At 44.7% G+C, this 22,902-nt stretch carries 16 protein-coding genes; 13 read left to right on the forward strand and 3 right to left on the reverse strand.

The window, feature by feature from the left end; all coding sequences use genetic code 11:
* Positions 1–45: 45 nt before the first annotated feature.
* From malQ to EXZ60_RS00825, 8 genes are all read left to right on the forward strand, one after another.
* Positions 46–2,223 (forward strand): 4-alpha-glucanotransferase, encoded by a 2,178-nt coding sequence (malQ, locus tag EXZ60_RS00790; RefSeq protein ID WP_026027198.1) that lies wholly within the window; start codon positions 46–48, stop codon positions 2,221–2,223.
* A gap of 181 nt (positions 2,224–2,404) precedes the next feature.
* Positions 2,405–4,594, forward strand: a complete 2,190-nt coding sequence (glgB, locus tag EXZ60_RS00795) for a 1,4-alpha-glucan branching protein GlgB (RefSeq protein ID WP_277435106.1) — start codon at positions 2,405–2,407, stop codon at positions 4,592–4,594.
* 290 nt (positions 4,595–4,884) lie between these two features.
* On the forward strand, positions 4,885–5,403 hold the full coding sequence (locus EXZ60_RS00800) for an Hcp family type VI secretion system effector (RefSeq protein ID WP_013868180.1): 519 nt from the start codon (positions 4,885–4,887) through the stop codon (positions 5,401–5,403).
* Between the two features lie 141 nt (positions 5,404–5,544).
* On the forward strand, positions 5,545–9,018 hold the full coding sequence (tssI, locus tag EXZ60_RS00805; protein ID WP_277435107.1) for a type VI secretion system tip protein TssI/VgrG: 3,474 nt from the start codon (positions 5,545–5,547) through the stop codon (positions 9,016–9,018).
* A gap of 21 nt (positions 9,019–9,039) precedes the next feature.
* The gene (locus EXZ60_RS00810; RefSeq protein ID WP_277435108.1) at positions 9,040–9,840 is read left to right on the forward strand and encodes a DUF4123 domain-containing protein; all 801 of its coding nucleotides are present in this window, start codon (positions 9,040–9,042) and stop codon (positions 9,838–9,840) included.
* Positions 9,837–11,969, forward strand: a complete 2,133-nt coding sequence (locus EXZ60_RS00815; protein WP_277435109.1) for a DUF2235 domain-containing protein — start codon at positions 9,837–9,839, stop codon at positions 11,967–11,969. Before EXZ60_RS00810 ends, EXZ60_RS00815 begins: the two co-directional genes overlap by 4 nt.
* A 1-nt stretch (position 11,970) precedes the next feature.
* Positions 11,971–12,711: a DUF2931 family protein gene (locus tag EXZ60_RS00820; RefSeq protein ID WP_277435110.1), complete on the forward strand. Its 741-nt coding sequence runs from the start codon at positions 11,971–11,973 to the stop codon at positions 12,709–12,711.
* Positions 12,712–12,787: 76 nt separating this feature from the next.
* Positions 12,788–13,183, forward strand: coding sequence for an MAPEG family protein (locus EXZ60_RS00825; RefSeq protein WP_017043566.1), 396 nt, complete (start codon positions 12,788–12,790; stop codon positions 13,181–13,183).
* 5 nt (positions 13,184–13,188) lie between these two features.
* Here the strand turns inward: EXZ60_RS00825 and EXZ60_RS00830 are convergent, their stop codons facing one another.
* Positions 13,189–13,818, reverse strand: a complete 630-nt coding sequence (locus tag EXZ60_RS00830; protein WP_026027526.1) for an START domain-containing protein — start codon at positions 13,816–13,818, stop codon at positions 13,189–13,191.
* 175 nt (positions 13,819–13,993) lie between these two features.
* On the opposite strand from EXZ60_RS00830, the gene EXZ60_RS00835 reads away from it, so the two are divergent.
* Complete coding sequence (locus tag EXZ60_RS00835; protein ID WP_277435111.1) at positions 13,994–14,743, forward strand: transporter substrate-binding domain-containing protein; 750 nt, start codon at positions 13,994–13,996, stop codon at positions 14,741–14,743.
* Between the two features lie 58 nt (positions 14,744–14,801).
* On the opposite strand, the gene EXZ60_RS00840 is transcribed toward EXZ60_RS00835, so the two are convergent.
* Positions 14,802–15,758, reverse strand: coding sequence for an AEC family transporter (locus EXZ60_RS00840; RefSeq protein ID WP_094126662.1), 957 nt, complete (start codon positions 15,756–15,758; stop codon positions 14,802–14,804).
* A gap of 126 nt (positions 15,759–15,884) precedes the next feature.
* On the opposite strand from EXZ60_RS00840, the gene EXZ60_RS00845 reads away from it, so the two are divergent.
* The 3 genes from EXZ60_RS00845 (at position 15,885) to EXZ60_RS00855 (ending at position 19,079) form a co-directional block, all read left to right on the forward strand.
* Complete coding sequence (locus tag EXZ60_RS00845; RefSeq protein WP_019283475.1) at positions 15,885–16,493, forward strand: helix-turn-helix domain-containing protein; 609 nt, start codon at positions 15,885–15,887, stop codon at positions 16,491–16,493.
* 147 nt (positions 16,494–16,640) lie between these two features.
* Complete coding sequence (locus EXZ60_RS00850; protein WP_115339947.1) at positions 16,641–17,498, forward strand: alpha/beta fold hydrolase; 858 nt, start codon at positions 16,641–16,643, stop codon at positions 17,496–17,498.
* A gap of 195 nt (positions 17,499–17,693) precedes the next feature.
* Positions 17,694–19,079 (forward strand): DASS family sodium-coupled anion symporter, encoded by a 1,386-nt coding sequence (locus EXZ60_RS00855; protein WP_017043564.1) that lies wholly within the window; start codon positions 17,694–17,696, stop codon positions 19,077–19,079.
* Positions 19,080–19,143: 64 nt separating this feature from the next.
* On the opposite strand, the gene EXZ60_RS00860 is transcribed toward EXZ60_RS00855, so the two are convergent.
* On the reverse strand, positions 19,144–19,776 hold the full coding sequence (locus tag EXZ60_RS00860; RefSeq protein WP_277435112.1) for a DUF2057 family protein: 633 nt from the start codon (positions 19,774–19,776) through the stop codon (positions 19,144–19,146).
* Positions 19,777–20,242: 466 nt separating this feature from the next.
* Here EXZ60_RS00860 and EXZ60_RS00865 point away from each other — a divergent pair, with 466 nt between their 5' ends.
* Positions 20,243–22,792 carry a glycosyl hydrolase family 18 protein gene (locus tag EXZ60_RS00865; protein ID WP_277435113.1) on the forward strand — a complete coding sequence of 850 codons (2,550 nt, stop codon included), beginning with the start codon at positions 20,243–20,245 and terminating at the stop codon, positions 22,790–22,792.
* Positions 22,793–22,902: the final 110 nt, after the last annotated feature.

Genomic DNA, 22,902 nt, shown 5'->3' on the forward strand with positions numbered 1-22,902 from the left:
AACCCTACCCATTTGAAGGGGAAAGAAGTCCCTTCGGAGAAAGCGATGAAACAACTAAACGCATTAAAACAAGTAGCGGCGATGGCGAACATTGCCGACAGCTACATAAGCGCGTGGGGCGACGAAGCGAAAGTGGAAGATGAAACCATTATCCGCTTATTGGCGTCTTTGGGCTATGACACAACCAATGATGAAACGCTGCTGAAATCAGCAGAAAAGAAACACAAGAAAGATGTATTAGATCCTGTTCTCGTTATTCGTGAAGGTGAAGCGGTGGAAGTGCCACTTTATCTAGGTGCCAGCGCACGTGAAAGCGAATTTAACTGGCGCTTAGAAACCGAGCAAGGAGAGGTACTTGAAGGCTATCTTCAATCGCAAGTCGTTCGTGATGAACGCGCTGAGGGTGGCCCTTTAGTGTTTGCATTGCCAAGCGATTTGGCATGGGGATATCACAAACTGTTGGTGACACGGAAACGCCGTAAAACACCGTATGAGCTCACGCTGATAGTGACGCCAAAAGCCTGTTACAAACAAGCACCTATTACTGAAGGTAAAAAATTGTGGGGCCCGAGTGTGCAGCTTTACACGCTGCGTACTCAGCACAACTGGGGTATTGGTGATTTTGGCGATTTAAAACAGTTAGTGGCGGATATTGCCTCTCGTGGCGGCGATTTTGTCGGCCTTAACCCGATTCATTCTCTCTTTCCTGCAAACCCGGAAGGGGCGAGTCCTTACAGCCCATCGTCACGCCGTTGGCTCAATATTTTATACATTGACGTGAGTTCAGTGCCTGAATTTGCTTTGAGTGCGGATGCGCAGCAAAAAGTAGGCAGTGCGGAGTTTCAGCAACGTCTTCAGAAAGTACGTGAAGCGCATTGGGTAAACTACACCGAAGTTGCAACATTAAAAATGAGTGTCTTGCCACTCCTGTTCACCGAATTTAAAAAACGCCATTTAGATAAAAATAGCGATCGCGCACAAGCCTTTTTGAATTTCGTTGAAGAAGGTGGTGAGAGCTTAGTGCACCAAGCGGCATTCGATGCGCTGCATGTCGATTTACATGCCCAAGATCCGAATGTATGGGGTTGGCCGGTTTTCCCTGAAAAATATCGTCGTTTTGAAAACAGCGCAGTACAGAAATTTATCGAAGACAATCAAGATAAAGTTCACCTATACATGTACTTGCAGTGGATTGCTGATGGCCAAATTAATGAAGCCCAAGCACTCGCGGAAGAAAAAGGCATGGCGGTCGGCTTATACCGCGACCTTGCGGTGGGTGTGGCTGATTCAGGCTCTGAAACTTGGGCTGATGCCGGTAACTTGATTTTAGACGCCAGCATTGGCGCACCGCCCGATATTCTTGGACCACTGGGTCAAAATTGGGGCTTACCACCGCTTAATCCACAAGTATTACAAGCAACCGCTTACGATGCTTATATCAAGCTGCTGCGCGCCAATATGAAACATTGTGGTGCGCTGCGCATTGACCATGTACTTGGTTTACTGCGTTTGTGGTGGGTACCAAAAGGTGAAAATGCCACTAAGGGTGCTTATATCTACTACCCAGTACAAGATATGCTCGCGATTTTAGCGTTGGAATCTCACCGCCATCAATGCAGCGTGATTGGCGAAGATTTGGGTACAGTACCCGATGAAATCGTCGATATTTTAGCCGATGCGGGTGTTCACTCTTATAAAGTGTTCTTTTTTGAAACCGCAGAAGATGGCGGCTTTATCTCACCGAAACATTACGCCGCTCAATCGATGTCGGCACTGTGCACACATGATATGCCAACGTTGCGTGGTTTCTGGCATTGCGATGATCTCAAAATGGGGAGCGAAATTGGTTTGTACCCCGATCAAGCCCAGCTCGAAGCCTTGTTTGAGGACCGTTTGAAATGTAAACAAGGCATTTTGGATTCGGTGGCATGGCATGGTTATTTGCCTGAGGGTGTGGGGCGCGACGCAAGCCTTGTTCCAATGGATTCATATTTAAGTGAGGCGCTGCAACTGCACGTTGCATCTGGTGCATCGACCTTGTTAAGTATTCAGTTAGAAGATTGGTTGGAAATGGATAAACCCGTTAATATTCCGGGCACCGTTAATGAGTACCCTAACTGGCGTCGTAAACTTTCAATGAATTTGGATGAAGTATTTGCGCGTGATAATGTCAATCGCATTGCTGCACGTTTAACGGAAGTGCGAGCGAGTGTAAGTAAATAATCACTTACTGAATAAACCTTGATGTGGCTTAGTGTTATCTTTCTTAATCATGGCATGAAGAATTTTAGTCTAGGTCACTCAATGTAACAGCAGAGTTCGGTACACTGAACCTCGCTAGTATGCCCGCCATTTTAGCGGGCATTTTTATACGTTTAAAGAAAGTTAGGTTAGGAGTAGGGATATGAAAACAAAAAAGCTTTCAAAGCTAAAGCAGGCATATAGCCAACTTTCCCATGCATCATTTACAGATCCATTCTCATTTTTAGGCCCTTACCTCGCACCCGATCAAGGTGCGCTACGTGTTTGGATGCCGGGTGCCGAAAAAGTTGAGCTGGTGGTGGAAAATCAACCCCGCATTCTGCTTGGGCGTGAAGATGAGTCGGGTTTCATCCTAAAATCAGATATTGATTTACGTTTTACCCACTACCAATTGGCGGTCGATTGGGCAGGTGTCGAACAGCTCATCGATGACCCATATCAGTACCATGGTTTATACGCTGAATATGATGATTTACATACGCCGAAATCGATGTATCACCACATGGGTTCGCAGTTCGTGACCATGGAACGTGGTGGTAAACAAATCTCAGGTATCCGTTTTTTAGTCTACGCACCGCATGCCAAAGCGTGCAGTTTGATTGGCGCATTTAACCAATGGGATGGACGTCGTAACCCAATGCAGCGCCTTGATTACGGTATTTGGGGGATTTTCATGCCCAACTTACCCGAAGGTACGCAATACAAATTTGAATTGAAAGGGCCTCATGGTGAAGGGTTACCGCACAAAGCCGATCCTTGGGGTCACTATGCTGAGCAATACCCTTCGTTTGCTTCAGTGACGTATGATCATCGGCGTTATGAATGGCAAGACAGTACGTGGCAAGCTCGCCCCATCACCGAAAAGCGCAAGCAAGCGCTCTCTTTCTATGAGTTGCACGTGGGCTCTTGGCGTCGTAATTCGGCGGGTGAATTTTTAAATTATCGTGAGCTGGCTGATCAACTGGTGCCTTATTTGGTGAATTTAGGCTATACCCATGTAGAGCTTATGCCCGTTTCTGAACATCCATTTTATGGTTCTTGGGGCTATCAACCTGTTGGCTTATTTGCGCCAACGAGCCGTTTTGGTACGCCCGATGATTTTAAATATTTCGTTGATCAATGTCACCAAGCCGGCCTTGGTGTGGTGCTCGATTGGGTTCCCGCACATTTTCCTGCCGATAGTCATGGTTTAGCCAATTTTGATGGCACTCCTTTATTCCATGATCCTGATCCGCGCCGTGGTTGGCATCAAGATTGGAGTTCGTATATTTACGACCTTGGCCGTGAACATGTGCGCCGTTTCTTAGTCTCGAATGCGTTATATTGGTTTGAACAGTTCCATATCGATGGCATTCGGGTCGACGCCGTTGCTTCGATGCTCTACCTCGACTACTCACGCAGCCATGATCAGTGGATCCCAAATGTGGATGGCGGCAGAGAAAATTACGATGCGATTGCCACCTTAAAGTGGATGAACGAAGAAGTGTACAAACACTTCCCGAATGCTATGACCATTGCTGAAGAATCAACAGCTTTTCCCGGCGTTTCAGCGCCAACCTTTATGGGCGGCTTAGGTTTTGGTTTCAAATGGAATATGGGCTGGATGCACGACAGTTTGGCCTATATAAAAGAAGATCCCGTCCATCGTAAATACCATCACAACGTCATCACCTTCCCGTTAGTCTATGCACACAGTGAAAACTATGTGTTGTCGCTATCACACGATGAAGTGGTGTACGGCAAGGGTTCGATCCACAACAAAATGCCCGGCGATGAGTGGCAACAAACGGCAAACTTGCGTGCTTATATGGGTTACATGTATGGCCAGCCGGGTAAAAAACTCAACTTCATGGGCACTGAATTTGGTCAAACGGCAGAATGGAATCATGATGATCAACTTCAGTGGTTCTTATTGCAGTTTGAACGCCATCAAGGAGTGCAGAATTTAACGCGAGATCTCAATAAGATGTATCAAGCCGAGCCTGCAATTTTTGAGTTAGACAGTGAGCCTCGTGGCTTTGAGTGGCGCTTACAAGATGCGGCCGATGCGAGCATTCTTGCGCATGAACGCATGAGTGACTGCGGTGAACGTATTTTAATTATCACCAATTTTACCCCTGTTCCTCACCAAGCTTTTCGTTTAGGTATGCCTGTCAAAGGTGAGTATCAATTACTGCTTAATACAGATGATAGACACTATGGCGGTAGTGGTTTTGAAGTCAAAAACCGTGTACTGACTGAAAACGTTGAGAGTGAGGGTTTAGACCAATCTATTTTGGTCTGTGTACCGCCACTGGCAACTCTCTACTATAAGCTAGAGACAAGGGTATAGTTGTCAACCCCATTGCAATTTAATGAGTTGAATGGTTCCTTGTGAAGTCTCAACATCAAAATCCCGATTTACAGTGTGAATCGGGATTTTTACATCTGGCTGTCTCAGAATGAGGGTAAGTTTTTACCCATCGAAGCAATATCTTGCTCATACTGGGCAGGTTTTTGCTCAATCAAAAATACATACAATATAAGTGTTTGATTTTAAATAGTAATAGAGTTGGCACTGACTTTGCTCTATGACGAGTGAACTTGTTTCATACCATTCATCATTAAAGTAAGGAATTTGCAATGCCAACTCCATGTTATATCTCTATCGAAGGCGAAACTCAGGGCCTGATCACTGCTGGTGCTCTGTCTACTGATTCAATCGGTGATGCGTTCGTTGAAGGTCATGAAGACCAAATGTTGGTTCAACAATTTGACCACGTTGTAACTGTACCGACTGATCCACAATCAGGTCAGCCTTCTGGTCAACGTGTTCACAAACCATTTAAATTCACCGTAGCGCTAAACAAAGCGGTTCCTCTTCTTTATAACGCACTGGCGTCTGGCGAGAAGATGAAATCGGTTGAGCTAAAATGGTACCGCACTTCTATCGAAGGTAAGCAAGAGAACTTCTTCACTACTACACTCGAAAGCGCGTCTATCGTGGACATTCACTGTGAAATGCCACATTGCCAAGATCCAGCGAACGGCGACTTCACACAAAACGTTACGGTTTCTATGTCTTACCGTAAAATCCTGTGGGATCACGTGAATGCGGGTACTTCAGGCTCTGACGACTGGCGCAAGCCTGTTGAAGCGTAATCACGCTTAGTTTTTGGGTCGCTCACTCGTGTTTCATGTCCTTGGGGTGAGTGGCCCACACCAAAACCTTAAGCTCAGTACGTAGCCTAGTTATGTATTGAGCTTAAGGTTTTTCGACATTCAAATGTGGAAGGTAAAAAGATGGCAAGGTTAAGTTTTAGGCTCACCGTGGAGGGTTTGGCAGACGACACGTTGGTGGTGCGTGAATACCAAGGCGTGGAATCGCTGTCTGATAGCGCGCAAGCGGGCCTGCATTGCTACGGTTTTCGCTATGAGATAAAACTGGCCAGTCGCCAATCTGGCTTAACGGCGCTGGAGCTGGTGGACAAAACCGCTCAGCTTGAGATGTTGCGTGATGGCCTTGTCGTGCAGCGCGTGCACGGCATTGTGCGCCAGTTCAGCAAAGGTGACATCGGCCATCATCACACCTTTTACTCATTGACCTTAGTCCCGGCATTAGAGCGGCTATCACTGCGCCAAAACAGCCGTATTTTCCAGCTCAAAACCGTTCCCGAAATCCTCTCCATCGTACTGCAAGAAATGGGCATTAACGACTACGCCTTCTCGCTGAAACGTGAGTGCGCGCAGCGTGAATTTTGCGTGCAGTACCGTGAGACGGATATCGACTTCTTGCACCGCTTAGCCGCCGAAGAGGGCTTGGTGTATCACTTCATTCATGAAGAAGGGAAACACACCCTCTTTTTCAGTGACGACAGCCAAAGCCTGATAAAGCGAGAAACGCCTATCCCTTACAACGCCCTCGCAGGTGGCGTGATGGAAAGCCCTTATGTGTCGCAATTAACGCAACACAGCCAAACCGAAGTGAGCCACAGCGCGCTGCAAGATTACAGCTTTAAAAAGCCGAGCTACTCGTTTGCTCAGCAAGCGCAAGGGCGCGAGATGGATTACCAGCAAGCGACCTACGAGCACTTTGATGCACCGGGTCGCTTTAAAGACGACATCAGCGGCAAAGCCTTTAATCAAATTCGCTTAGAGTACCTACGACGAGAAGCGCGTACCGCGACCGGAAAAAGTAACCATCCTGGCCTGCAAGCGGGCACAAAGTTCGACTTACAAGAGCATCTTGACGACAGCGCGAACCGCGATTGGGTTGTAGTGCAAGTGCACCACCAAGGGCGTCAGCCACAAGCTTTGGAAGAAGAGGGCGGCAGTGGCGCGACCACGTACAGCAACCAATTCACGCTCATTCCTGCCGATGTCACGTGGCGTGCGACACCGCAAGCCAAACCTCAAGTGGATGGCCCTTGCATGGCGTTAGTCGTGGGCCCTGATGGCGAAGAAATCTTCTGCGACGAACATGGCCGCGTCAAACTGCATTTCCCGTGGGACAGATATTCCAACGGCGATGAACACAGCTCATGCTGGGTGCGCGTCTCACAAGGTTGGGCTGGCAGCCAATATGGCATGATAGCCATTCCGCGCATTGGTCATGAAGTCATCGTCTCGTTTCTCAACGGCGACCCAGACCAACCGATAGTGACAGGCCGTACCTACCATGCGACCAACAAAGCGCCGTACACACTGCCGGATAACAAAACCAAAACCGTGCTGCGCAGTGAAACGCACCAAGGAGAAGGGTTTAACGAGCTGAGCTTTGAAGACCAAGCAGCGCAAGAGAAAATCTACCTACACGCGCAAAAAGACTTAGACGCCTTGGTGCTCAATGACGCCACGGCGCACATCAAGCACGACCAGCACCTCACGGTGGATAACGACCAGTTTACGCACGTTAAACATAACCACCATCTCACGATGGAGGGCGAAAGCCGCGAATCGGTTAAGGGTAGCTGTATATTAATGGTCGATGGTTCCTTGCACGTAAAATCAGGGCAAGTTTGGACTAATGAAAGTGGAGATGAAATCCACATCAAAGCTGGACAAAAAGTGGTGATCGAAGCTGGATCAGAAATTACCGTGACAGCCGGCGGCAGTTTTGTCAAAGTCGATCCTGCTGGTGTCCATCTTTCTGGGGCGGGCGTTAATTTAAACTCAGGCGGAAGTGCGGGCAGTGGCAGTGGTTTTAGTGGTGATTTACCGTTATTACCTGGTGAGCTTGAACTGCAAAAATCCCCCGCGCCACCTCAAACCATTCTTTACCAAGCGCTATTGCAAGCTGAAGAGGCAAGTATCCCTGCAGTAAGAGTTTGTCCTTTAGAGCAAACTCAAGGGTTAGTGAGTCCCCCACCGCCTCCACCTCCGCCATTAGCACCACCGCAACCAGTGCTGGTACAAGCAACGAATTTAGCATCAGATGCTCGTGTTCGAAATACAACTAAGCCTGCTCCGGAGTTTGGTACTCATTTCCCGACTTCCTCAATCGGTATCGAGAATGAGCTGAGTGGTTTGATTGTCGCGATGCCTGCCAATTCATCACAAAAATTTGGTTATGTAAAAAATGCAAAAGGCGAAGCGCTATTCATGTTGACCAAAGATATGAATCAAGGCAGTTATCATTGCCCGCCGCATCTTAAAAATGGTCGAGATTATACAGGGTGGCAAACTCATACAATTGAGCTTATTACTTACCCTTGTGCAATGGATGATGAAAAAGCCGTCGAGGATCGTAAAGCAGGTATGCTTTGGTTAGCGAAGTATTTCACATCGCACATTAGCCAGTTTAACCATCAAACGCTTGCGGCTACGAGTAGTGATGATGGTCAGTTTATTCTAGAAATCTCGAACGTGAATCATATTATCGCTGCTGGAAATGGTGTCGCTGCCGATTACCAAGGTCAAACAATCTCGATGACCCCGAGTGGGCAGCAGGTTACAGTTGGAGTTAGCGCTAAATTATTTGGAACGGGCGCTAATGCAGAGCTTCGGTTACTTGAATTAGCCCCTTGGTATAAAAAATCACTCAAGGATAAGTTTTTGTCATTAACTCGCGGTGAGCGGTTGGATGATGAAGAAACGGCTTCCTCAGTATTTGCTTACTTAACGTCCATCTATATTAAAACCGCTGAGTTGTCGAAAAAATTTGGTATTTATATCAACGAGTGGCAGCCAGAATCAGAAGGCATTACACCTAATGCTAATGGTTTAACGGACCCTAAAGTGAAAAATGCTTGGGAGATATTACCAAGAACTAAGCCTTCGAAAATGTTAGAGGTATTAAGTGCTAAGGATTCTCGAGTCGTGCGTAGCAAAATAACTCCAGAACTTTATTCGGTGTGTTCAAATGATCTCGCCGTTAATGTATTTCAATACTTTCAAAATGGTGGAGAAGTAGCTGGGCATGGCATCAATAACGCCACCATCGGTGATCCTAAAAGCCCACAACCAGCGATACTTTTTGAGTTTCGAACGGTTCCAAACGCGCTGCAAGGTTATTTACCCAAGGTGGAATCTACTGCAAAAACAGACACCAAGCTACTCGATGCATTTGAGGGTAAAAAACGTACATTAGTCAATAATCAAGTTGACGATGTTATCCAAAATAGTGGCGATCAATTTGATCTCTGGTACCAAAACTATCGGCAGAGTATAAACATGCCTCCAGTCAAAAATGCGAAAAAAAGCGCTTCAGCTAATCATAAAGCTGAATGGGTCAAGGCGGAAAAACCACAAGAATGGCAACGCATTACTAGCCAATAACCATCAAAATACAGGGATGTAATGATGATTAATCAATGGGTAACGCAACAAAGCGGATCTGTGTATTGGCTTGTTGGATATAAGACAATCAAGCATGCGATGCTTGAAAACGGCGGTATGAGTTTCGAAAACATGGCCGTACTATTTCATGGAGATACTTTTTCTTCAGTAATGGGCTTATCTCCGTGGCTCGTTCCAGTATCTGGGAAAGTGTTAAACCTGCCAGTCGAGATTTTGCTGCAAGGTCTATTTCTAACCAGTTCAACCCGTACTGAAGTAATGCTCGATCATTTACAAAGCTTATTGATAGCTTCACTTGATGGCGAAGAAGTGATGTTTCGTTTTTACGATCGTGATGTGATTATTCCCATACTACGAGCGATGGATGAAGCCGAGGTGAATCACTTTTTAGGCAACATCAACCAATTGATGGCGATTGATCACCATAAAGAAGACGCTCTCATTACCTTCAGTAATACCTCATGCAGTGAATTTGTGCTTCGTCACGGGACTTGGTGGAAGATGTCACCTCACCACCTAGCGCCTTTGTACAACGTAAATGTTCATGCCAACTCCTTAGAAAGACGTTGGTGGGAGCTACTGCCGCATCTTTTACAACGCCTAGAATCACCGCAGCAGACGATATTATCAGCCTTGCAATCAGCATTAGAAAAGCAAAATAGCTACGAGGTCGCAGAGCAGCATGCGTTAGTTGCGCTCGTCACTGCAACCGATACCGCGCTTGATGATTTATCCCATCCTTTACATTTAACATTGGATGAATTGAAAGAGTTAAAGGCCATTAAGGAGAGCTGGCAATGAGAAGTACAACAGGAGTTAGCCCTTTTTGTGCGCCGTGTGAAAATCGAACGCATTGGATTGAAATTATCATCCGTGATGAGTTCAATAAGCCATTTGAAGGCATCACTGGCACTATAACTGACTCTGCAAAGCATGAATTTCCCGTCGTATTAGGTGAAGCACCTATCTTGCTTAAAACGCTTGCCCCCGGCCCGGTGACGCTCACTCTCGATGCTGAACAATGGTTAAGAGAGTCTCAGGGCAAACTGAGAACACCCAATAATGAAGCCGATCCCACTTTGGATTTTGCCAAGCAATACCAAGACCATTTAGGTAATAGTGCTAGTTTTCTAAATGTAACCAGTGGCGATCTAACCGAATTAACGCCAGAACAAGCTCTACCCGTAAGACACCAAAAAGGCCAAGCGGATGCTTGTAATTTACTGACAGATAAAAGTTATGTCCTTAAAGTGAGAGGATTTAACTTTATTACCTTACGTGTAGGTATATTTTTTGATGGTACGGCCAATAATAGCTACAGTGCGCAGTGGGGGAAAACTCAGTTAGAGAATTACTATCAAACATGGAAAATGAAATACAACGTTGACTGCGACATTATTTCCAGAAAAACAGGGCGGCTTAAAAACGACATTCCTGCTACTCACTTATCGAGCGAGTGTTTTGATTATCCTAAAAAAGACAATTTTTTTATCTCTTTATTTAAAAATGATGAAGGCGAAGTAGAGACAGTGGCAGGCAGCGCTACTAATGAGCTAACTAATGTACAGAAGTTGTTTGAATTATACTCACAAGATAAATATCTCAGCGACCTAAATGTTTTTACACATGCTGAGTATGTCACTGGTATTGGCACTGGTAATAGTAAAAACATTGAACCCGCTGATGAATCTACGTTTGGGCAAGGGTTAGGGATAGGTCAGTATGGAGTCACAGCAAAAGTAACAACTGGCGTAAAGCAACTATCGGATAATATGCATATGGTTGTAAGTCAAATCTTTGCTCAGTTAGGAGATGATGTTGATGGAATAAATAAAATTCAGTTCGATGTGTTTGGTTTTAGCCGTGGAGCTGCCGCGGCAAGACACTTCATCAATGTGGTTTTGGATGGCGAGCAGGGCGAGTTTGCTCAAGCGTTTAGCAAGGCGTGCCAAAAAAGTGGCGTTCCCTTGGCGTATGGGTTTGATTGGGATGAAGCAGATGAGGCTAAAGCCAACTGTGAGATTACTTTTGCAGGCCTGTTTGATACCGTAGCTTCTGTGGTTGACCTACTCTCTTTTGATTTTTCAACTCATCATGATAACGGTGATGTTAGGTTATGGCTTGATCCTCAGCGCATTCGGCGTGCTGTTCACTTAACCGCCGATCCTAGTATTGAGTGCCGCTATAACTTCAGCCTTAACCATCTTAACTCTGTGGATTCGGCTGCGCATTTTCATGAATTTGTTCTTCCCGGAGCCCATTCCGATATTGGTGGTGGTTACCATTCACGCCTAAACTACAACAATAGTGATTATCTCTTGCCGATCTTAGAGAAGAAGTTGGTGAAGCGTGCGAGTCGCTCTTTCTCTGACCGCTGGGATAAGGATCGCGCCGAGCAATACGTGAGAAGAAAGCTGGCTGAGTATAAACAGCGTGATTTAGCCACTGGTTGGCAGGAGAGTGATTACACAGAGCCAGAAATTGAATTTATCAATCATAGTAAAAAAGAGGGCGGAAGAGTGGTTGGTCGCCTTTATATACAGCGCAAAGTGGAAGGAGAGCTCTCCCGTTTATACCTCAGATTGATGTATGGTTTAGCTGAGTTTCACGGGGTACCAATAACTGATGATAATGGTTTTTTATGGCAAGACCCAGATCGTGGTTCTTATAGAGTCATGGACTTTCCTGCACAATCGAATAATAGTTTAGCTGCTAATTTTAAGGCATTAAATCAAAAAGTACTGGATATGGCGAAGCAAGGGCAATATGCCAAGTTAGAGAGTGAGTTTGATGCAAAACGTAAACAAGAGTTGATGCAGTTAAACTTATTTCATCATTCTTCGGATGATAGTTTTGCACTCAAACCGCTTTGGGACGAAAGTCAAGGCTGCTATAAACGGTCTAGCTACTCATGTGAGAAAGGAAAATAAGTTGAATATTAAAGCAATACTTATCATTTTATCTTTGTGCTTGCTGAGTTCTTGCGCCTCTAGTGCAACATATATACCAAGAGATAAATGGCGAGTGGGTGTTGTTATGCCCTCTTTTTACCCTGTTAAAGTTACTCAGGCGTATGGGGTAAATGAAAATGAAAATTGGACATCATTGCTGCATAGTTTTACACCGCAATCTTTTAGTAATAGTGAGTTAAGTAACGCGCGTAAAAAGCTGCCTAACTATGATGGTTTTGGTCTTCCTCTTCATGCCATAAGTATAACAAGTCGATACCAAATAGGTGGTACGAATCACTTGCCAGATAGTGTTTATTTATATTGGGTTTCGCTAGTAAATACTCAATTTTATGTGACGAAATATATTGTGCCAGAGTCTATAAAGCAACTTATGGCAAAACAAGACAGCTATACTCGAGCTAATGGTTTTGTCGTCAATCCCTGCTATCGCACGGACTTTGTATTTGGGTTATTGCCAAATGGGCAAGCCAAAGTTTGGCTAAGAGGTTGTGGCGAGACCGTATATCTAGCAGAATTAGCACCAGATAAAGTCATGGATCGTGATAGCAACGGTTTTACAGCTGACACATATAAAGAGGCTTCTTATTTAGGGCGTATTCACCAACGCGCAAAAGACGCAGGTGTATCAATTGACCCGATTCCTTGGGATAAAGTGGATAAGGTGTACTCGGCTCAGGAGATTAAGCTACTCCAGAACTAGAGATTGCTTTGAATCAGAGTAGTGATCTGAACGTGTTTGATGCACTACTATAGAGGCACTGCTGACTTGAAAAGGAATGACCATGGTTACTGCTCTATATGCATCGATACTTTCAATATTATTTTTGTGGCTAGCGATTAACGTTATTAAACAGCGTCGGGCTAACCAAGTGAGATATGCCGATGGTGGAGTACCAGCACTGCAATTAGCGCGCAGCGCGCAAGGAAATGCCGCAGAATACATTCCTATTACTTTAATCCTAATGGGGTTATTGGAGTTTAATGGTGCCAGCGTATGGTGGATCCACGGGGTGGGTATTACGTTTATCGTTGGCCGAATTTTACATGCCAGAGCGATTTTAAGTGATCAACTTAAAGGGCGGATTCGTGGTATGAAGCTAACGTTCAGTGCGATGGTTATCTTGATCGTGCTGAATATTATTTACCTTCCTTTTGGCCAAGTATTGGGTTAAGAATGCTATTCATTCACGGTAGGGTGAAGTTTATCTTGATAAGTGGCCAATTCTCGGCGCAAGCCTTTAAATGTGGTAAAGGCACTGTCAGTGGACAGTTTGTTCACTAACCAGTTAGGTAGCGCACCTCCTGGATTAGCGAAGGCAATATAATCGATGTGAGTCATACCATTAGTCAGTTTTTGCAGCGTCCAATGTGCGTTGACTTGAGTGATACGGATGTATCCCGGTTGTTCAGGCAAGTAATTTAGGGCATCCACTATGTCTAAACTTAAACCATTAGGTAGCATCTCAAATTTTGAATAAGTCACCATATCTCTGTTTTTAGCTGGCCATGGTGCCGAGAATTGGGTGTAAACAATATTCTCGGTATCTGAAATTTTTTGCAGCACACGGCTATTACTCACGTTATCTATCCAGTTTGGTACATGTTCACTGTCATCTAATAGCCGCATAAAAGCGAAATAGCTGGTGGGTACGAACATTTGCGCCCGTATTTGGACTAAGCCATCGCTATGGTGTCGCGAGTAGATCGTAATGCCGTCTTCTGATTTTACCTGTAACCAATCGACCGAAGTCGCTGCCAAACTAGCAACATTGCTAAATAGTAGGCTTAAACCAACTATCCATTTCATCATGGTTCTTTCCTCATTGATGTTGTAGTACGTGGCCTTATTTTTGTCGTGTTGGTTACAAAAAGTGGGTTTAAGAACTGCACTAGCATAAAAACATAAATATATTATGTATACGTTTTGTTTTATTAGTTTTTGTTATGTTACTTAAAAGTTTGCTCAATGTTCAGGTACGGCAATGAAATCTTTAAGATGGTATGAGGTTTGGCTCTGTCTCATCCTATCATGGATTTCTATCCCCGCATGGGCAGCGCCATCCTCAATACACAATGGTCATATTATTCGTATTAGTGCTGGTGAATGGCCGCCGTTTATTGGTCAACACCTTGAAAATAATGGTTTTGTTGCTGAGATTATCCGTAAAGTATTTAAGGATGCCGGCTACGAAGTTGAGTTTCATTTTTTCCCATGGGCGAGAGCATACGCCGAAGCCAAAGCTGGACGTTATGATGCAACTGCTATTTGGATGTTTAACCAAGAGCGGACGGTAGATTTTTATTATAGCGAAGCGGTGAGCGATGAACGCTTCGTGTTTTTTCACCATAAAGAAACTGACTTTCACTGGGAAAGCCTCTATGATCTTAAGGGGTTACATTTAGGAGGTGGCATTGCCTACAGCTATGGTGCCGAGTTAGACAGATTGTTAGAAACGCAGCAAATAAAAATGTCTCGAGTCAATGATCCAAAACAGAACTTCGAACGGCTGGCGAAAAAGCGGATTGATCTCATGCCAGAAGAAATTCATATTGGTTATTACACTCTGGATAAATACTTACCACAATGGCGAGAAATGATCACGCACCATTCCAAACCTTTTCTCATCAATAATAACTATCTGTTGTTCCCTAAAATGGGTGAACGAAGTGAACAATTGTTGACGCTATTTAATCATGGACTGAAAGAAAGTGATGTCTCCATGGTGGAATGATTCGCTCTTTTTTGAATAGCCCTTCCTTCTTACCTTTCCGCAGTGAATTAAAAGGCGGTTAGATTAAGTTCAGAGACGCGAGCAGGAAGATGCCTAGTGTACAAGTAAACAGTGAAAATACGGTCGTCAATGCAATGATGTTGGCCGCTAAGGTTGCATTTCCTCCCATTGCTCTAGCCATAACATAACTGGCCGCAGCGGTAGGGGATGCACTCATTAAAAAGACTAGCCCTAGATCTAACCCGCGAAAGCCAAAAAGTAACGCACCCGATGTGATCAATATCGGGGCGAGAATCAGCTTATGGGCAGTGGCAAACCAAGCCGGTGATTTGTCGCTTCTGAGTGAACCTATATTGAGTGAGCCGCCAGTACACAGTAGTGCTAATGGTAGTGTCATATTAGCAAAATATTGGCCAGCATCAGTGACCATTTTCGGGATTGGAAGGGATAAGGAATAGCATAAAACACCGAGCAGAATACCAATAATTAGTGGGTTTTTGGTGAGTGTTTTGGCAATCACTCCAGCGGCTTTGAGCCCGGAACTTTCCCCTTTTGGCGTGAGTGTTATCACCGCTTGAATATTATAAAGGATAGTGGTTGCGGCAACGTACATCGCCGCTAATGCTAGCCCTGGTTCGCCATAAGTATTTGCGACATAAGCCAAAGCGATAATGGCGGTATTTGCACGAAACCCGCCTTGGATGATCACGCCGTGATCCAGATGTTGTGGGAACGCTTTTTTGGTGAAAAACGTCGTGAAAAGAAAAAATAGGAAATTAGCGAGTAGTCCATAGCCGATCAGTGCTGCACTGGAAGAAAAATCGTGCTGTGATTTGACGATGCTAAGAAATAGCATGGCTGGTAAGGTAACTTGGAATACGATGCGTGACGCGACATCGATGAAATTGTCGTTGATAACCCCCGTTCGCTTCAGTACAACGCCCAGTACTAACATCAAACAGATAGGCCCTGTAATTGAGGCCGAAAACAAAAGTTGTTCGATAATCGTTGTCATATCAATCCATTGAAGTTGCTCATAGCGTTGCTATTCTTCCACAGTTCCTCATTTTGCAAAATCAAATTTGCAAAAAAGAACGAACGTGCTAAAAATAGCATGGTATGAATTGAGAGTCGGCATAATATGAGCAAAGGTAGAATTACAAGAGAAAATGTACTGAACAAAGCGTTCGAATTAGCCAGTGAAAACGGTTTGGAAAGTCTCACTATCGGTGAGTTGGCAAAACAGTGCGGTTTATCAAAAAGTGGTTTGTTTGCGCATTTTAATGCTAAAGAAAATTTGCAAATTGCAGTATTAGAGCATGCCCATTCTGTGTTTACTGAGCGTGTTATTACGCCGGCTCGCCTGATTGGCGACGAGAATATCGAAGCTAAATTGCGAGTGTTGTTAGAGCACTGGTTAGGTTGGAATCATTCATTCCAAGGCAGTTGTATGTTTTTAGATGCGTGGAAAGATGCCGCAACTTGTGATTGTGCAATTCAAAAAGTACTTAAAAAAACCATCGCGACTTGGATTCATTACTTGCAAATTCAAATTCAAAAAGGGGTTGATAGCGCACAGTTTCATCCGAAATTGGATGTAAAGCAGGCTGCTTATGAATTGTATGGACTCTATTTAAGTGCTCATCTGTTCTACTCGATCTACGGCCAAATGGAAAGTTATCAACATTTTTGGAAAGGCGTGGACGATTTAATGTCTCGATGGCGAAATATAGTGAAGCAGCAATGTTAGCTAATTCTCGCTTTTCACAGCGAGAAGAACGAATCCGCAACAGCGAAAATGCACTTTTATTTAACAAAATAAAATGCTTAGCAAAATAAAAATTTTTAATTAGAAATAGTACGAACGTTCTATTTTATCGAGAGGAAGGGCAACTCAGTGAGTGAAAAAATCTATTTCAGCACCTCAAACACATTCAGTGTGAAACGTACATTGGTCAATATGAGCACTCGTCTTCATCACACGCTCGCACCGTCACATGCCAAAAAAGTTGCACGAAATGTATTGTTGACTCCGGCAAGAAGTAAGCCTCAAAATCAGCCGCCAATTGGCCTGAAAACTGGCCGTGTAATGTGCGTCGAAGGGGCTCTGACGACTTATCAACTCGGAAGTGGTCCCATTTGGTTATTGACCCATGGTTGGTCTGGCACGGCAAGTCAGTTTTATCCACTGATGGAGCATATTGCGGCACGTGGTTATACGGCATTAGCTTATGATCACCCAGCACATGGTCAAAGCGAGGGAGTGTATGGTCACATTCCTGCGTTTGTTGGAGGGTTGGAAGCGATACTCGATAGTATTGACAATGTTGCTGGTATCGTTGGACACAGTATGGGGACGGCCGCCGCATTAGAATGCCGACATCATAAAATTGAGCATTGTCCAATGCTATTGGTCGCGCCCGTGCTGGATTATTTGGATAACTTATTCAGCAGTGTGGCAAGGTCTGGCTATTCGATGCGCTTATTTGAGGCCGTTGTTGCGGAAGTTGCCGATCAATATCGTTATCCCATTCAATCTATCGATCCTTACCATAAGCTTGCTCAGCGTCAATCTCGCAGCGTCATTGTTCACGATGAGAATGATAAGTTCACCAAATATTCTGTGTCAAAGCGAGCGGCAGAAGAAATCGAGAAAGTGTCACTTATTACCACCCAAAACCAAGGACATGGACGTGTGATGAAAGGTGAACAAGTTAAGTACGGATTTGATTTGTTGGCAGGAATACCATGCTAAGGTGTTCGTTTTAAGCTCATTTGAAGCCGTAATTGGATGGGTGTAATTTAACCAATAGTTTTCCATTTATTTCAAAGTGTTAAATTGTTAACCATAGTCTTGATAAGGTTAACAATTTCGCAATAATTATTATCTCCTTGTTTGAATATGTGTGATCATATTGTTGCCAGTAGGCCCTCATAAGGAAAAATAATAATGAATAGAAATGATAGTGTCCCTTTACCCTCCAACACCCGAGAATGGTTTTTTAACCGTAACAGCCTTATCATCCTAGCCGATATTGTCCTGTTTTTTGTCCTGTACAATGCCTTGCCTGTTGATTCTAATGTCGCTTTGGGCATTAGTATGCTGGCATTTATTGCTGTGCTGTGGTTAACGGAAGCTTTACATGTCACGGTCACAGCCATTCTTGTGCCTATCATGGCCATCGTTTTTGGTGTTTTTAACACCCAAACGGCGCTCAATAACTTTGCTAACTCGATTATCTTCCTATTTTTAGGTGGATTCGCATTGGCTGCTGCTATGCATCGGCAGGGTCTGGACAAAGTTATTGCCGATAAAGTTCTTATCATGGCGCGCGGAAAAATGAGCGTTGCGGTATTCATGTTGTTTGGTGTGACTGCCGCGCTTTCAATGTGGATCAGTAACACCGCCACCGCTGCGATGATGCTACCGCTGGTGCTTGGTGTACTCAGCAAAGTGGATAAAGACCGTGGTCATTCGACCTATGTTTTTGTGCTGTTAGGTATTGCTTACAGCGCCAGTATTGGTGGTATCGCAACCATCGTAGGAAGCCCTCCTAACGCGATTGCCGCGGCTGAGGTTGGTCTTTCATTTACAGATTGGATGAAATTTGGTGCTCCAACGGCGGCGATTATGCTGCCCATTGCGATTACTATTTTATATTTCGCATTAAAACCGGATCTTAATGGAGAGTTCGAGCTCAATTATGAACCTGTTACTTGGGATAAAGGTAAAGTCGTCACGCTTGGTATTTTCGCATTAACGGTTTTTTGTTGGATATTTAGCAAACCAGTCAATGCCATGCTGGGTGGTTTTGCGAGCTTTGATACTCTGGTTGCGCTGGGTGCGATTGTTTTGGTCAATTTTGCCCGAGTGGTGCACTGGAAAGATGTAGAAAAAACGGCAGATTGGGGGGTATTACTGCTGTTTGGCGGCGGTATTTGCTTGAGCAACGTACTTAAGCAAACGGGAACCAGCGTTTTCCTAGCCAATGAACTAAGTGCCCTGATCTCTCATTTAGGTCTGTTCTTTATTGTATTCGTGATTGCTGTTTTCGTGGTGTTCCTAACGGAATTCGCGAGTAATACAGCCAGTGCAGCGCTGCTTATTCCGGTGTTTGCCAGTGTTGCTGAAGCCTTTGGTATCTCACCCGTGATTCTATCTGTATTGATTGCTATTGCGGCTTCTTGTGCATTTATGTTGCCCGTTGCGACGCCACCCAATGCGATAGTGTTTGCCTCTGGACACATTAAGCAAAGTGAGATGATGCGAGTGGGTATGATGTTAAATATTGCTTGTATTGGCTTGCTGACCATGATTGCGATGCTGTTCTGGTAAGCTAAGCACAAACTACTTCAATACTAATGAGCTCTCAATTCAGAGAGCTCATATTGAGATGTTATTACTGTTGGTTAACGAATTCTTTAAAGCGTGCTTTCGTTTTCTCATCAGCCTTGTTGTACCAAAAATGCAGCATTTCTTCGGCGGCGTTTTGTACATTTCCTGACTGAGCTAGTTCATTTTGCAGCATAGCAACATCCGTCATTCCAATAGCTGCAATACCCCCTGCGCGATTATAGTCATTTGCTTCACGGATATAGTCACGGCCTACTTGATACCCTTCTTTAAGAAGGCGATCTTGCTTTATCTCTAGTGTTTGGCCTGCTTGGTCAATCAGTGACCATTGCATTGTTTTAATCTCTTTCTCTGCTCGATGTGCATCACGGTATTCAGGCATGGCAAAATTCAGTTTTGCATCCTTTGCGGTGAATGTGGCAATGACTGCATCGCTTTCGATAATCACGCGGTCATTCCCTTGCGTAAAATAAGGCGCGTATTTGAAGACGATTTGTTGTTCACCATCGGCCAGCTCAAGGCTTTTCGCTGAGGAAAATAGGCTGCCAGAAGTTTCGGGCTTCTGACCATTCACCGCTAATAAGTTAATGGTGTCTGGAATTTCAAGAGTGATATTAGCCAATACAGAGGCACTAAAGATCATGGTTAATGTACATAAAGCCAGTTTAATTAGGTTCATTATTTTATCCTTGCAAGCAATAGAGTAGAGGTTGCCGATAGTTGGTTGTAAAAGCAAGTTCTCAACGGCATAAGTGACTAATTTTCATTGAAATGTAACATCTTTAGTGCGAGGCATGCGTCATGCATTCGTCAATATTATCAGATCGTTAGTCACGTGATAATGTCATTCTCTTAATTTTAAATTATGCCATTTAGTCTTCTTCAAAGGCCTTAATTAGCGTAAAAAATTAAATTTACCTGCTTTGCTTTGTCAAAATTCTGAATTCCTGACTCAGAATTGCTTTTAAGATGTAACACGGTGAATCCCCATAACAAAATTTTAACGATGACTCGAAAAGCGTTTTTATTTTTTTGCTAAAAAAAATAAGTCTTGTAAATACTGAAATGGATGTTCTTCAATGCCTTATCAGAAGAGCAGCTTGCTTAAATGTAAGTGAAACATTCAGAAATGAGAGATATTAGGTATGAATCGTATTACTTTGTGCGCCGCAAGTATTGCAATGGCTCTTTCGGGCACGGCAATGGCAGCACCAGCAACCCCTAGCGTCGATGTCTATGGGTCGAATAATCTACAGTTTTCTAAAGTTGAATTAGCCATGGAAAGCACGGCTGGTTATAACCAAATGGTCAAATATTATGACCAAGCGCCGATTGCCGTTAAGTTTAACCAATGGAGTGGTACAACGGGCAACACGTATAAAATCTATTTTGATGGCGCACAGGTCGCGACAGGCCCAATCACTGGCAGCCAAACCACCGCAAACTTCAGTTATGCACAAGGTGGTGTTTACCAAATGACAATCGAAGCTTGCGACGCGACAGGTTGCAGCAAAAGTGCACCCGTTGAGATAACAATTGCCGATACCGATGGCTCACATCTCAAACCTTTGGTGATGAATATTGATCCCAATAACAAGACTTACACGACCGATAAAGATACGGTGGTTGGAACCTACTTTGTTGAGTGGGGCATCTATGACCGGAAATATACGGTAGATAACATCCCGGCTGATAATCTGACGCATATTCTATACGGCTTCATTCCAATTTGTGGCCCTAACGAATCATTGAAATCCGTCGGTGGAAACAGCTACAACGCGTTGATGACCGCATGTAATGGGGTGGATGACTACGAAGTGGTGATTCATGATCCTTGGGCGGCGTATCAAAAGAGTTTCCCGCAAGCGGGTCACCAATATAGCTCCCCGATTAAGGGTAACTACGCCATGTTGATGGCGCTCAAACAGCGTAATCCGGATCTGAAAATTATCCCTTCTATCGGTGGCTGGACACTCTCTGACCCATTTTTTGATTTTACCACCAAAGCCAACCGCGATACTTTTGTAGCCTCAGTGAAGAAATTCCTAACCACGTGGAAATTCTACGACGGCGTGGATATCGACTGGGAATTTCCAGGAGGCGGTGGCCAAGCGGCGGATCGCGGTGACCCCATCAATGATGGCCCGGCGTACATTGCGTTAATGCGTGAACTGCGCGCCATGCTTGATGAATTGCAAGCTGAAAATGGCCGCACTTATGAGCTCACATCAGCGATTGGTGTTGGTCATGACAAGATTGAAGATGTTAATTACGGCGAAGCCATTCAATATATGGATTACATCTTTGCCATGACTTATGATTTTTATGGCGGTTGGAATAACGTATTAGGCCACCAAACCGCGCTTTATTGTGGTTCATTCATGCGCCCTGGTCAGTGTGACGGAAAAGGTGTGGATGAAAATGGCGAACCTTATAAAGGCCCTGCCTATACGGCGGATAACGGTATCCAGTTACTGCTAGCACAGGGTGTCCCTGCTAATAAGTTAGTCTTAGGTGCGGCCATGTATGGCCGTGGCTGGGAAGGGGTAATGCCGGCTTCATTAAGTGATCCAACCGATCCGATGACAGGGGTAGGTAACGGAAAATTGAAAGGCACTTCCGCGCAAGGCGTGTGGGAAGCGGGCGTGATTGACTATAAAGGCATCAAATCATTCATGTTAGGGGCTAATAATACCGGTATTAATGGCTTTGAATATGGATACGATGCACAAGCTGAAGCACCTTGGATTTGGAATCGTACAACGGGCCAACTGGTTACTTTTGACGATAACCGTTCAATCAAAGCCAAAGGCGCCTATGCTCGAAACCTTGGTTTGGCCGGGTTGTTCTCTTGGGAGATTGACGCTGATAATGGTGACATCCTAAATGCGATGCATGAAAGCTTAGCAGGAGGAGGCACTACACCCCCCGCGAACCGCGTGCCCACTGCAAATGCAGGTGTTGATCAATCGGTGGTTGGTCCGGTGAGTGTTGTTCTTGATGGCGGTGCATCAAAAGACAGTGATGGCACTATTGTCAGTTACGTGTGGCAGCAAACGGCGGGCACAGCAGTGAGCTTAGTAAACGCTAATTCTGCACGAGCCAGTTTTGACGCGGCCGAAGTGGTACAAGTACAAACGCTGACGTTCAAGTTGACGGTCACAGATAACAAAGGCGCAACGGCTTCTGATGTTGTGACTGTAACGGTCAAACCTAAAGCAACTGAGCCTGTGAACACGCCACCAGTGGCGGTGATTACTGCGCCAAGCAATGCCAGTGCTGGTGAGGTTGTGGTGGTGGACGCTTCCGCTTCAAGTGACGTCGATCAAGACACCTTAACTTTCGCATGGGATGTACCTGCAGGCCTAAATGCAACCATTCAAGGTGCGAGTGTTTCGTTTGTTGCTCCTGAGTATACCCAAGACACCACGCTAAGCTTCACTGTAACTGTCAGTGATGGTAAAGCGGCGGCCTCTGCAAGTGCATCGGTTATCGTGGCGAAGAAAGATTCTGGTGGTGGTGACACTTGCAGTAACTTGTGGGATAAATCAGCGGTTTATACTGGCGGTCAACAAGTTTCTTGGGCAGGTAAAGTATGGGAAGCCAAGTGGTGGACAACTGGCGAAAACCCATCGACTACTGGTGTGTGGGGAGTATGGAAAGAGATTGGTCCTGCGAGTTGCCCAACAAGCTGATTGCTTTAATAAACCAGTTACCTCAATAAGCTAACGGGTTTTAATAAACTTTTTATCGCAAACAATGACTTCAAGCCTCGTTCTAACACGAGGCTTTTTTGTGCGTTTTT

It is taken from the genome of Vibrio sp. 1151_11, assembly GCF_029478525.1.
Lineage (GTDB): Bacteria > Pseudomonadota > Gammaproteobacteria > Enterobacterales > Vibrionaceae > Vibrio > Vibrio anguillarum.